This is a genomic window from Bacteroides cellulosilyticus DSM 14838 (assembly GCF_000158035.1).
Taxonomy (GTDB): domain Bacteria; phylum Bacteroidota; class Bacteroidia; order Bacteroidales; family Bacteroidaceae; genus Bacteroides; species Bacteroides cellulosilyticus.
Genome location: NZ_EQ973495.1, coordinates 182,000 through 195,940 on the forward strand (window position 1 = coordinate 182,000; position 13,941 = coordinate 195,940).

Consider the following 13,941-nt stretch of genomic DNA (forward strand, 5'->3'; position numbering starts at 1 on the left):
GATTTGAAAAACACCGTCATGTTTTTCAAATCTTTCGCCGCTTTTTTAATAACTTCTTTATTGTCACACAAAAGCTGAAGCAGCATGCGTTAACTTACCAGCCACATCCTTCAATGCATTAGCCAAAGTAGTCAGCTCAGTTGGGGTAAATGTAGCTACTTTCCCATGTACAGCATTCCCATTAATCCGTTGATGTAACCATGAGGCAGATTTGCCAAAGTATCGTTTTGCAAATTCTGAAACTGAAATAAAAGGAAGCACCCCTTCCAACTGCTTGCGAACTTCGATACGCTCACGAAGTTCTTTACTCTCATCAATAATTTTATGGACATGGGCAAAGTCCTCTGCAACAGCTGCATTAACCAACTCTTTTTCTTCTTCACCAAGAGATTCGAAGAATGCATTCAGCTTACGTTCTGCTTCATCACGCTCGGAACTACTTGATTTTATCCACAGTTCCTTCAGTCTGAAATATTCCTTTTTTACATCCATACTATAACTGTTTAAATCAACAATCTAACTTTAATGAAGATAAGCCCACCGGCAGCTACCCCGGTGGACTTTCTTTCTATCGGAGGACTTCTTTAATTTTATCCAGTTCTAACTGAATAAGCTTAATTTCATCATCCAATACCTTTTTCCTATAACCGTTTGCAATGAGACGATGATAGTTCATAAGGAAGAAATTGAGATTTTCTAGAAGTTCAATTTCCCGCGCTTTTAGCGCTTCTTCATCAGCCATTCAAAGAGCTCTTCTTGATTGACACAACAAAGATAAAGAAATTATTATCAACCACAAAACTTCTCCGATAAAAAAATCATTATCAGAGAAAACTTACCATAAAGAACTATAACACATGCCTCCTCACCCCCTTATACAGCCCCCTTTTCCTCTTCAATATATGAAGTACCCCCAAAACACTTACAAAAATACCGATTCTATAATGCCACAACCCCAGCGAAGAGTTTGCACCATCAACGAAACACACCAGTAAGATCCCCGAAACAACAGCCAACAGAAAAACGATGGATAACAGCAACACAGCTTTTCTTTTTCCTTTGCACCCTACCGTTCTCAGCCCCTTATACCAAGCCCAATGACTCTTGACATGGTAATCCCCAATACATAAACAGCAGACTGGCATTCGTGTGAAATATCGCCCAGATATGCCAACTCTCATGATCGACACCTTGTCCTGCAATATGCAACTCGACGCCCGTGTAGAATGATAAAATAAATACGGGAACCAACATTAAATCCGTGAAGTAAATAAATCTGTTCCTATTCATCTTTTTTGTTTGCAAAGTTACAGTGCATTGATAAATAGAAGAATAGACTATGTAAGGTTAAGATTGTACTATTCGAGGTGTTTTTTCCGGTAAAGAGTGGGACTTATGCCAACCGCCTTTGTGAACACCCGTGTGAAATAGGCATAATCATCTATCCCCAGATGAATGGAAATCTCCCGCACAGTCAGAGAGGTATATACCAACATTCGTTTGGCATGCAATATAAGTTCATTTTGAATATATCTGCTTACGCTCACGCCTGTAACGTTCTTAACCACCTCGTTCAGATACACCGGTGAAATGTGCAAAGATTCTGCATAATGAGATACATTTCTGTTTATTTGCTCATTTGCAGAAAGTAATTCTTTGAAAGCCAATGTAATTTCAATGTGCCTTCTGTTTTTGGATTCCTGCCCAATTATTTTCCGGGCAGCATCCGTTATGATCCCGACAACGGTACATGCCAGATTCTGTAAAACCGTTTTCGATTCATCATTTTCCCGCTCGCCTATCCTGCGGAGAATCATAGTAAACAGTTGAATCAATTCGGTGCGTTGCGTATCGCTTATCTTAAATGGTATCGGCGATAAGGCATACTCGGCAAGGGTATGTTTGGTCGGAGCATCTATAAATACCCCGTCGATGAATAAGAGAAACGACTTTGCATCCCCTTTATCAACGATCCGATGCACCTGATGCGGCTGGGTGCAGATGACGCTACCTGCCGACAAGTCGCAATCTTTGAAATCAATACCGATACGACAGGTTCCACTCTCCACTATACCGAATATATAGTAACTATCCCGGTGCGTGTAATTGATCAGCCGGTTCGGGGAAAAAGGAGAAACTTCCTTTGCAAATATCCCGAAATCGGATTGTTGAACTGCTTTATGTAGAGGAATATCTGCCATGCAATGTTTTTTGCAAAGTTAGCAAAAAGGCGGATTACTCCGCCTTTTCCTCCTTATTCTTCCGGCAACTCCCCCGCCCGTATCCACTTTACATACGATACCAGAGACTCCCCGCTCATTATCTTTCCCGTCGATTCATTCACCACATCCACCACCGCAGTCAGCGTACGGATGATCCGTGAATAATTGTCCTCACCGTTGTAGCGCAGATTCCCTTGCTCTATCAACTTCACAAGAACCCGGGCAACGACTTTCGGGTTGCCGTAATACTCCACCCTCACAGGCGTATCATTTTTCTCTGTTTGCCTGATCTGTTTAATCAAACTTTTTTTTATCGACACAGACCAACAACTCTTCAACGAGAGCATACTCGTGAGCACTGGCTATTTTCAGTGCATCGCGCAATTCTTCAATTTCCATAATCTTTAATGTTATTAATTTATATAACACCTATTCAGGCTCTTTATTTCGGGCATTCCAAACCAATAATGCAAACAAGACTGATAATATTGCAGCCCCAATCCAAAACCAATTGATATACGTAAAATCATAAACATCCGCCCCATTCACCACCGTTTTGTTTCCTTCTATCAGCACACCACTCATCACGTCCTGCAATCCGGCACCTATGTAACTGGCAATCCCCACTACTCCCAGTGCTGCACCCGAAGCGTTACGCGGAGCAATGTCAACCGCCATTAGCCCGCCCAGGAAACACAGTAACACACCAATACTTGTTCCAAACAAAATCATAGCCGTCACATCTACCCAGGTATGCACACCGGGAACAAGGAGGAACAGACACAAAGCAGCTACATTCATCAATCCGAAAATCAATGCAGGCACATTGCGACGCCCTCCGAATAGTTTATCCGATATAAACCCGGAAAAGACTGTACCAACAATGCCGCAAACCGAATTGATAGAAATAATAAAACTGGCATCCAAAGTGGTATATCCCTTCTCCGCTTCCAGATAAAACACTCCCCAACTATTCACCGCATAACGACTGATATACATAAAAGCACTGGACAGAGCCAATATCCAGATAGCAGGCATCAACAAAACCTGCTTTTGCGCTTTATTATAATCAGCAGTTTCCGCAGCATTCATTTCTTTTTTCTCCTTCGGCTGATTCACCGCCGGAAGTCCTTCACTTTGCGGAGTATCATGAAGGAACCGCCATATAATCAATGCTCCGATAAGCCCCACGAGGCCTGCGCCCAGAAAACCATACCTCCATCCCAGAACACTAACCACAGAAGCAACGATGATGAAAGTCAAAGCCTCGCCTATGTTATGGCTGGCAGACCAAAATCCATAGAAAGATCCACGCTCTTTATCACTAAACCAACGGGAAAGTCCCACCACACATGAAGCAGCTCCCATAGATTGGAACCAACCACTAATCCCCCAAAGAATGGCAAATAGGATAAATGAGTTGGTAAATCCCAAACATAGATTAACCAATGCAGTAACCAGTAAACCGGTAGTCATAAAACGGTTTATATTACTACGATCAGCGAGAAATCCATTTGTAAATTTCCCGATTGCATAGGTAAAGAAAAGCACAGAACCGATAATACCCAACTCTGTTTCAGAAAATATACCCTCGTCTACAATCGGTTTCTTTACTACATTCAAACTAAGGCGACATACATAATACATTCCATAACCAAAGGTCGCCGCAAGGAAAGTAGACCATTTTAGTCGTTTATACTTCTTCTTCAACTCACCGGCATTATCACTTATCAACGGCTTTACCGGACTGACACTAAAAAATCTGACAATCTTATTCATTATTTCTATCTTTTTCAAGCATAAGATTACTAATCAGGAGAAATCAATGAAAAGATTTCTCCTGATAAACAAACAATTATATAAATACTATACCTATTTATTCGATTCTTGAAGTTGAGCTTTCAATGTCTCAATTTCTTTTTGCTGTTGAATGGTATATAAAGTAAGTTCCTCTATTTTTTGCAACAATATTTTGTTCATATCATGTTGAGAATAACCCTCTTCGCCCACTTGTTTAGCAGAAGGGACGTCCGGAAGATGATTGTTTTTCTGGATGAAAGCAGCCACCTCTGAAATCTCAGGAAGACTATAGTCCTTACTGAAGACAAAATCAGCCCAAGAAGATTTGGGCGCTATACTATAATCCTCAGAAAGAATACCCTTAGCAACAAATAGTTTATATTTACTCTTTAGTTCCTGACGGATCCTTTGCAGATCCTCATCTCCCAATCCGACATACATATTGTTATCCAATCCAAAATATGCAACAGACGATTGGTTCACTCCCAAATGCAATCCTTGAGCGGTATTTGTACCTATCCATCCATCTTTATGATCAGCCGTCGCACCCAAAAACAAGGAAACATTCTCTCTCTTTATAACTATGGGAACAATAGATTTGATTTCCGTACCCGAAACGTGAAAATGCGGATTGTCATTTGCCTCAACACCCGATGTTCCCCATATACCTATTCCTCCATTACTCCCGATACGCATCATTTTAGTATGTGCATTATTGATGGTTGGATCATTATTACGTCCGGGTCCTAAACTTGTCCAGTATTTATCATCAAAATAAATCTTATCATACAGATAAATCTTATGCCCGATGGCGGATCGGATATATAATCCATGCTCATCACCATTAGAAGTGATGGTAGACGTTCCATCAGCCGATAAAAGATCAAGAGTAGTAGTAACCCCATCCCAAAGTTTCCTTACAGAAACTCCTTCCGTGCAAACCCATCCTTCTACCCCCAATGTCAAGTTAGAAATTCCATCAATCACATTACTCAGGCTTAAAGGGAGGAACGTTGTCGAAGGTTTCAGAAAGCCCCATCGACCATGCTGATTAACAAATCCCCGGCACTTTTCGGATGTCGTAAAGTCAATACCCGTCACGTTATTATATGTTCTCATTCCTATATTCGCTACCCAGTCCAAACGGCCATAACCTGCACCACTCCACATATTATAATATGTCTGTGCATTTACTGTCCCCCAAAAGCCAATAATTACTATTACTGATAATATAATTCGTTTCATTCTTTTAAAATTTAATAGTTTACAAAAAGTTTTTTATTTATTCTATAATCAGTCGATTCAACCAGTACCAGATATATTCCATTGACCTTCAAACTGATATTCTTGTCAAGATCCTGTACACTAGTCATATACAACTCATTGATTAAAGCCCCCTGAGAATTAAACAGTTTTATCTTCACGTTTTCCGATTCGGGGAAAAGTATGTGAATCCTGACAACTCCCGCATCCTTATCATAATAAATCTCTTCCTTCAAAGGTGCCACATCAATATTTTCTATTTTGCTTTTCAGCAGACCGCTTCGTTCCCACTGCCCCATATACCATTTTTGAGAATCCGAATTATCCGCCACTTGCTGAATGACCTCTTCCATCACATTATCCAGATTCAACCCGGTTGCTACATTAGCAATGGTAAAAACAGTTCCTTTTGATATATCTTCCACTAAATTGAGTGTCCATTTCTGCTGTTCAGAATCAACATCAGCAACCATAGACAAAGCATATCCGGCATCGGCATTTAAAAAAGACATATCAGATTTTTTCTGTAAAACATACTCATGCAACCCTACACAATGGAAGTACCACGCAGAAGAGTCAAGAGAAAGATTTGTAGCCACATTGACCAATGTTTCTTCTCCCATACCCAATTGTGATTCCGATTGATATAACATGGCAATTTGGTCTTTAGACAATGCCGTATCATAAACTTTAAAATCATCCATCCCGGCTGCCGGTATCCCATCCAATGTTCCGATACATATCGATGATACCAAATTCCAATCCGGAGTAAAGGCAGAGTAGCATTCGGTCATCTTACCCGCCGGAGTAGCCATATAAAAATGAGTACCATTTTCAGAATAAGCTATTGCTACAAAATACCATCCTTCACCCTCACCAAAACTAGAATCTTCCCACATCCACTGTTGATCCGGTAACACATTTTGATGCCGATCTTTATGATAGATATTCAAGACTGCTCTCCTTCCCTTTTTTCTCATTCCCAATAACAGATTATCTTCATTATCCTTTGCCCAAAAAGCTTGAGCAATGGAGTCTTTGCCTGCATACATCCAGTAGGTTAATGTGAGTTCCCCATACTCTTTTTCATCGGTTGCAATTACCGGGAAATAAAAGTAACCACCTTCCCTATCAAAAGATATGGCTTTTCCATTTATCCCAAACCTATCTGTCAAAGCATGAACAGTAGCATGAACATCCGCTTCTTGCCCAGACATTATGTCCTCTGTATTTGTCCCATTTAAAGGAAAACATCTTTGTGGCAATGGAATCTCTTGACAGTAAGAATCAATTGAAAACCACAAGATTACTATTAACATGATATTTTTCATAAGTACTCTCCTTTCAATTATCTTCACAAAAATGCGTTTGTAATTCATCTTTCAACTCTGCGTATTTAAACTCATGGATAGCAATCTCATCAGGCATGGTAAATGTTGTAGAAGGATTCAAATCACCAAATATTATATAAGACGATGACGAGCGTCCCAAATAATTACCCATATAGTTCATATTGGGCAAGTTTATACCAAAAAAGATTGGAGCATGCCATTTATTATTAAGTATTTTACGAGTATCTCTTGTTTCAATCCATAGGAAGGAACCTGTAAAATACAAATGTACCTCCCATTGCGAAACTCCCTGGTCTACCGTAAACATAGGATCATACAGATTATAATCATAATAATACGCCGAATTAGGAGAGGTCTTTCTTCTGATGGTTATAGTTCCAGCATAATAATAAATTTCCAAATGAGAATTGGATTCTTCACTGGTGCTATTAAAAGAGACTAACTTCAAAGGACGGGTAATCTGACTCAGGTTTTGCTTCATATTAAAAACAAGAACCAATCCGTCTGTACCTGAAGTTATAGGTCCTACCTCACTCATCCTTAAAACTGTCCTATTAGCATCTCTAACCTCTCGATAGAATACGCTTTTACCCAAAGGTGTGGCATAATCATGTTTATCCTGAGAGAAGAGATTTACGATTGTCATCAGTCCGACTAAAGACAACAAAAACCTTAATTTAAAACTTTTCATAGGCTATTAGATTAATGGGGAATATTGTTGTAAATTTCAGTTATTCTTCTCCAAATATCAGGGCGATCTGTAGTAAGTACCATAATTTTTCCATAAGGTATGGTCATTAGCAGATAATGGTCTCCTCTGATATCTTGAGTTAAATCTTTAATTTTCCAGTCAGCCCATCTACTTACTATCCCTTTAGGTCCCATAGGTTCTTCAGGATAACATCCAGGCCTTAAACCTGTGCGAGCATATACGTAATGAAGAAAATTCTGATATGTTTTTCCCGCACGTGTTATAGGCTTCAAAGCTTGATCAGTAGATGGCTTAAAATTAGTTTCGTACGCTATCACCCTCTCACTGCCATGAGAGATCCAAGAGTCTGTAAAATCTAAATAATCCTGTCTTCCCGGTTGAATAACCGGCATAAATAATACTTGAGATAAAGTATCTTCTGACATATATTTTTTTAGTTCATCATAAGTATGAGGAACTTTAAAGGCAATATACTGTAAAGCATGCTTACTCGCTGCAATCCTTATACATCCTTTAAAAATATTCATCCAGCTCTCTTTTACCTTTCTTCTAGCTTCTTCACCATGTGTTTTAGGATCATAGTCACAATTATCAATGCAAACTCCATTTTTAATCCTCGCAATAATATCTTTAATATCAATTGTTAAGACTAAATCATTTGCAACCAATGCATCAACTAAATCGGCAAATTTTAAATATTTAAAATTAGAAACCTGCATATTCCTTCTTCTCAAATGCAAATTATTCAAAACATTGCCATTCAAGTTGAATAAATAATCTCTTTCAGACCCACTATAGTCAGATAACCGATCCATATTATAATCATGAGAAACAACCAATTGTTTGTCTTTGGTTATCATAATATCCGATTCCAAAATATCTGTAAATTGCTTAGTGCGCTGAATAGCCTCAATTGAGTTTTCTGGACTACCAGCTCCTAAGTTATCTCCCCAAATACCCCTATGGGCTGCTATTGACAAATCAATGGGTTTCGAGATATCCGGTTGCTTCATTCGTGACCAAACAATTGTGGGTAAAGAAGCGGCATTCTTCAAATCATAACAATAATGTCGTGAATCAAACAATGCATTTCCTCCATCTCTGTTCACAATCCCAATCCCAGGTATTTTACATACACTCATTGTTGCATTCGTTTCTGTTATCTGAACCTTTAATGTTATATCATTTTTAAAGATAGGATAAGGACGAATGGTAGATGAATCATATCTCTTCCTGTCGATTGATCCCAATGCCGTTTTTATGTCTTTACTATTCCAAACATTGGGATAATACGTAGCCCCACTTCCCAAAACTGACTTATTATAATTTGTACCTGTCCCTGAGAATTCTGTAGATGTGGACGTGATTGCAATCTGAAAAACAATAGTATTCGTATTTTTATCACGCACAGTAACCTCTATTTTTCCACCGGAATTCACTGTTCCCTTTATTCCACTTTCCGTACTTGTATGCGGATGAAAAAGTTCAGCTAAACTCATAGCAGCCTCAACTTCCTTCTGGTACGCATATAAAGGAAGGAAAAAGAAAAGAGTAAGGACAAATAATACAAATTTCAAAATAACCTTTTGATTATCCATATATTTATAATTTTACGGTGAAACAGTATTAGATGGCATTGAATTATATATCTGATTCACTCTAAGGCAAATATCAGGTCTATCCGTAGTCAAAACCATGATCTTACCATAAGGTATGCTCATCAAGAAGTAATGATCTCCCCGCATATCCGACTTAGCATCTTTCATTAGCCATTCACCGAAGCGATTAGCCACTCCTTTCGGACCTGCCGGTTCTTCAGGATATATGCCGGGACGTAATCCCGTTTTTGCATATACATAATGTAACAAGTTTTGATATCTAACACCTCCTCTGTCAAATGGAGAAAGATAACGATCTCCTGTTCTTCGGAAATTAGTTTGATATGCCACTACTTTTTTATCACCTTGAGTGATCCAAGCATCAATATACTCCAGATAGTCAGTCCTCGTTGGGTGCACAATAGGCATAAATAGAGTCTTGGCCAACGTATCAGCTGAAATATATTCTCTAATTTCTTGATACGAATAATTCACTTTGAAGGCCAGATACTCCAATGCATTTTTTCTCATAGCTATTCGAATACATTCTCGTAAGATTTCCATGAAACTATCCTTAATTTTCTTCTTGGCTATGTCACCGTGAGTTTTCGTATCATAGTCACAATTATCCATACATGTACCATCTTTATTATACCTGGCACGCACATCTTTGATATCAACAGTTAAGACTAACTGATATTTGACAAGTGCATCTACCAGATCTTCAAATGTTAAATACTTGTATTCAGATACTTCCATATTTTTCTTTCTAAGATGTAAATTGATAATCTGACTTAGATTCATATCAAACAAATAGTCCCGGTCTGATCCGGAATAATCCGAAAGTCGTTTTAAATTATAGTCATGGGATATAACCAAACGTTTATCTTTCGTTGTCATCACATCAGACTCCAATATATCCGTATACTTCTTAGTAGCAGCTATAGCTGCAATTGAGTTTTCAGGAAGCCCAGCTCCTAAATTATCTCCCCAGGCACCTCGATGAGTAGCTATTGAAAAATCAGCATTCAAATCCATCCTCGGTTGTTTCATACGCATCCATGCTCGGGTTGGAAAGCTTGCTGCATTTTTCAAATTGTAACAATAATGGGCAGGATCAAATAAAGCATTTCCTCCATTTCTATCAATAAGCCCCAAACCAGGAACTTTGCATACATTCATTGTAGCATTAGTTTCCGTTATCTGTATTTTCAAGTCAACATTACTTTTAAACATCGGATATGGACGTGTCGTAGAAGAATCATACCTTTTCCTGTCAATTGACCCTAAAGCAGTTTTTATGTCTTTACTATTCCATGTATTAGGATAATAGGTGGCACCAGCACCCAATTGAGCTTTACTGTAGTCTATTGATTGCCCCGTAAATTGCGTTGAGGTAGAAGTTATAAAGGTCTGATACACCAACGTATTTGTCGTTTTATCATAAATCTTAACATCAATCCTGCCTCCGGAATTTACAGTGCCCTTAATACCATTTTCCAGACTGATATTTGGGTTAAATAACTCCAGTAAACTTATAGTTGCTTCAACTTCTTTAGCTTGTATTTCATTATTGCCAATAAGGATAAAAAAAAGAAAAACGAAATAACATCTAAATTCCTTAATCACAAATAATTTCATACTATTAAATTTAGAAAGCTAACAACATAAAACGTAATTAATACCATAAAATCATGGTATTACATAAGGGTAATGTATAAATACTCTCTATATCTTATACATTAATTGTTCATAGATGCAAATCAGCCGCTTTATTCTGCTCCTTTCATTTACAGCCGTTTAATTAATCATGTAGTTTTCTCTCTCTCAAGTATTTCAATAATTGTTGTGGGCGATCCGTCTGAATCAATTTAACACCCTGACCAATGATCCACCCCCAACTTTCATCCGGTTCATTTTGCTCAACAGCCCGATCATCATAATGTCCACCGCATAATTCTGCCCAAAGCGAGTTTATAAAAACCTTAGCACCACTGTCACGTACTTTTTTTATTAATCTTTGTACTTCTTCTCCATCGTTATCAAAGACCAATTCATAGGCAACAGGTTTCAAATTCTTCATATAGCCATCAATAATAGTTTCCGCACCATCTTTATGCAGATTAATCACAGGCATAAAAATCATTTTCTCCAGTACTCCACCATTCTCCATTCTCACCTGTTCATAAGGTAAACCAGCTTTCATTATACACTGTTGAACAGTACCTGTTTTCTCAAGAATAGCATATGCATCTTTGAAGTAATCATAGCCTTTATCCACATTCACCAAAATCTTTCCTTTACAAAGAGTCATAACTTCCTCAAATGTCGGAATAACATGGTCCGTCTTATGACCAGCACCATTACGTAAACGAAATTGCCGTAACTCAGCCAAAGTATAATCTTCAGGTTTTCCCTTCCCGGTAGTAGTACGATCAATCGTCTTATCATGCAACAAAATAAGTTGCCCATCTTTTGTCTTCTTCAAATCAATCTCTACCATATCGACTCCCATTGCTATGCAATTCTTAATAGCTTGCAATGAATTTTCTGGAGCATTACGCCAGTCTGCACGATGAGAGACTACTAAGACAGAATGAGTATCATCGTGCAACAGATTATTACGTAATGAGGCTATTTTATCTTGGGCGTTCAAAACTCCGATAACAGTAAATAATATACCAAGTATTATATATCTTTTCATAACTTTCATTTTTATCTGTTTATTCTAATTTTCAAATATGATCTATCATCAAAAGAGAAGTTTCCTTTCTTTATTCCTTTAGTACTCTTGTACAATCGCATACAAAGTGGGTCATTATCTAATATATTCATCAAATAACATTCTGAGTCCCTCAGCGTAGAAAATAAATGTGGATATCCGTCTGAAGATAGGATAATTTCTCTGACATCACCAACTGGGAATATTTTAACTTGCTCCATCTGAATAGGAAATCCATCAAATACTGGGAATGAATAAAGTTGTCCTTTCTTCGGATTATTCTGTAACACCGCTTGCTGCTGAAGGAATGGATATATGAATGCACGCCCCGGATCTTTTTTTTCAAGGTCTTCCATTGTCATCCCGTTTAATAAAGCCACTTCATTAACTACGGAACGAGTATTAGCCATAATAGCATCTATCGGTTTTTCATTAGAAGAATATAAATGACCTACAATGCATTGGCAATCCCCTACTTGCCAGACCTCATTACGCACATAACTATAAATCACTCCATTAGCAGTAAAACGTTTTCCTGGTTGCTCTTCCAAATCAGCCAGCAAGTTGTGTTTTACATAAAAAGAATGTATTCTATTTGTTATGCGATTCATAGCTTCTTCAGCATCAATATCTTTCGGAAAATCCCGAATTGCTTCTAAAACTAATTCCATCGCTAACCTTCCTGTCTTCTTTCCATCTAATTCAAAATCTGACTTAGACGTTGCTCCATCTATTACGGCAGCAAAATCAGGGGTAACAAGTATACCATCCTCATTGCTATCTGGATTCTTCTTACCTTTCAAGAAATATTCCTCTACTACAAAATTCGGACTCTCAGCTAAGTGATACTCATTCTCCTCAGTCAGATAACTCCAATCTCTATCACAATCCATATTCTTCTTTACAGTTCTCTTTTTTAAATAATCAATCAGATAAGCAGGACGATCAGTTTGAAGAATCGTAGTTCCTAAATGATCTATTAAATAGCCATATCCATTATCCGGATTGACTAAAGAACAATCATCGTCATGACCTCCAGCATGTGTATCCCATAGTGTATTATACCAGATACGACTTTTCCCACTCATAATGTCTTTCACCTTATAAGGCAGTTTATTTGAATCGGATGCAAACTTAAATTCAATTGCTACCGGATTTAGTATCCGGAGATAGTCATTTAACTTCTGAAGTGCCTCATCTTCATCCAAGTTTACTTTTGGCATGAATATTACTTTGTTCAAATACTTACCATAGGTGCGTTTTACTTCTTCCGCAGGAGAATTGCTTTTCATGATAACTACATTCGCAGTACCAGTCTTCTCCAATAATTCATAAACCTGATCAAAATAATCAAAAGCCTTATCCAAATTAAGCATAACCCTACCCTTAGCCACCAAAAGTGCTTCTTCCAATGTTGGTACTTTATATATCGTCTTTATATGACAACCATTTCTTAGACGTAAATTCTTTATTTCAGCCAAAGTATGTTCACTAATTAATCCTTTTCCTGTAGTGGTACGATCTAATTTACTATCATGCATTAAAATCAATTGCCCATCTTTTGTACGAGCCAAATCTACCTCAACAATATCAACTCCCATTTTTATTGCATTCTCAATAGCTTCAAGAGAATTTTCGCAAGCATTACGCCAATCTCCCCGATGAGATGCAACTAGAATACTCCTATCGTTAGGATTAAACAATCGATCACGTATACTATCCACCCTCGTTTGAGAGAAAGTACCCAAGCATATAAATAATAAACCTATTAAAATCTTTAATCTTTTCATTGGATAATCATTTTGTTGAAATTTCAATATACTTCTCTGCATATCTATTGCCTAATATTTCCTGCGAGTTAGAATCAAAATGAAACTCATCAATATTTCCCAGTCCTTCGGAAGAAATCAAATAAGCCTTATCAATGCTATCCGGAATCATTGCTATCTGTTTAACTATATTAGTATAAGTTGGATTCCATCTTCCCATCTCTCCGGCAATGAATGGTAAATCCGGCAGATTCAAATCTGCCCTATAATCCTTTATCAAAGTTCTCAGGTGTACTATATAATCTTTATAATAGTCTCGATTTGATTCTCCTTGATGCCAAATAATAGCTCCTAATTCTAAGTCCGGGTATTTTTTTAAAGCCTGTTTAATACGAGAAATCGTACTCTCATAGTAACCAGTGGAATCATTCTTCATAAATCTCTCCAAAGACGTTCCACCTCTTGCGTTGACGACTATAAAAATAGTATCCTGATATTCTTCT

At 37.8% G+C, this 13,941-nt stretch carries 14 protein-coding genes; all 14 read right to left on the bottom strand.

Annotation, left to right across the window (positions count from 1 at the left end):
- Positions 1–63: 63 nt before the first annotated feature.
- Positions 64–492 carry a DUF5053 domain-containing protein gene (locus tag BACCELL_RS23085; RefSeq protein WP_007214534.1) on the bottom strand — a complete coding sequence of 143 codons (429 nt, stop codon included), beginning with the start codon at positions 490–492 and terminating at the stop codon, positions 64–66.
- Between the two features lie 76 nt (positions 493–568).
- Positions 569–742, bottom strand: coding sequence for a hypothetical protein (locus tag BACCELL_RS27025; protein WP_007214535.1), 174 nt, complete (start codon positions 740–742; stop codon positions 569–571).
- Between the two features lie 341 nt (positions 743–1,083).
- Positions 1,084–1,290, bottom strand: a complete 207-nt coding sequence (locus BACCELL_RS27700) for a hypothetical protein (protein WP_007214537.1) — start codon at positions 1,288–1,290, stop codon at positions 1,084–1,086.
- Between the two features lie 68 nt (positions 1,291–1,358).
- Entirely contained in the window at positions 1,359–2,201 is an 843-nt protein-coding gene (locus BACCELL_RS23090) for an AraC family transcriptional regulator (protein ID WP_007214538.1), read from the bottom strand.
- Between the two features lie 53 nt (positions 2,202–2,254).
- Entirely contained in the window at positions 2,255–2,524 is a 270-nt protein-coding gene (locus BACCELL_RS23095; RefSeq protein ID WP_007214539.1) for a hypothetical protein, read from the bottom strand.
- Between the two features lie 127 nt (positions 2,525–2,651).
- Complete coding sequence (locus BACCELL_RS23100; RefSeq protein ID WP_007214541.1) at positions 2,652–4,001, bottom strand: MFS transporter; 1,350 nt, start codon at positions 3,999–4,001, stop codon at positions 2,652–2,654.
- Between the two features lie 93 nt (positions 4,002–4,094).
- On the bottom strand, positions 4,095–5,267 hold the full coding sequence (locus BACCELL_RS23105) for a hypothetical protein (RefSeq protein ID WP_007214542.1): 1,173 nt from the start codon (positions 5,265–5,267) through the stop codon (positions 4,095–4,097).
- Between the two features lie 11 nt (positions 5,268–5,278).
- A complete protein-coding gene (locus tag BACCELL_RS23110) occupies positions 5,279–6,502 on the bottom strand; it encodes a hypothetical protein (protein WP_242577629.1) in 1,224 nt (407 codons plus the stop codon).
- A gap of 127 nt (positions 6,503–6,629) precedes the next feature.
- Positions 6,630–7,328 carry a hypothetical protein gene (locus tag BACCELL_RS23115; protein ID WP_007214544.1) on the bottom strand — a complete coding sequence of 233 codons (699 nt, stop codon included), beginning with the start codon at positions 7,326–7,328 and terminating at the stop codon, positions 6,630–6,632.
- Between the two features lie 11 nt (positions 7,329–7,339).
- Positions 7,340–8,947: a glycerophosphodiester phosphodiesterase family protein gene (locus BACCELL_RS23120; RefSeq protein ID WP_007214545.1), complete on the bottom strand. Its 1,608-nt coding sequence runs from the start codon at positions 8,945–8,947 to the stop codon at positions 7,340–7,342.
- 12 nt (positions 8,948–8,959) lie between these two features.
- Positions 8,960–10,588 (bottom strand): glycerophosphodiester phosphodiesterase family protein, encoded by a 1,629-nt coding sequence (locus BACCELL_RS23125; protein ID WP_007214546.1) that lies wholly within the window; start codon positions 10,586–10,588, stop codon positions 8,960–8,962.
- Between the two features lie 163 nt (positions 10,589–10,751).
- Positions 10,752–11,651: a glycerophosphodiester phosphodiesterase family protein gene (locus BACCELL_RS23130; protein WP_044154380.1), complete on the bottom strand. Its 900-nt coding sequence runs from the start codon at positions 11,649–11,651 to the stop codon at positions 10,752–10,754.
- An 11-nt stretch (positions 11,652–11,662) separates the two neighbouring features.
- Positions 11,663–13,459: a glycerophosphodiester phosphodiesterase family protein gene (locus BACCELL_RS23135; protein WP_044154381.1), complete on the bottom strand. Its 1,797-nt coding sequence runs from the start codon at positions 13,457–13,459 to the stop codon at positions 11,663–11,665.
- 7 nt (positions 13,460–13,466) lie between these two features.
- A partial coding sequence (locus tag BACCELL_RS23140; protein ID WP_007214549.1) for a sialate O-acetylesterase occupies positions 13,467–13,941 on the bottom strand: 475 nt, incomplete at its 5' end.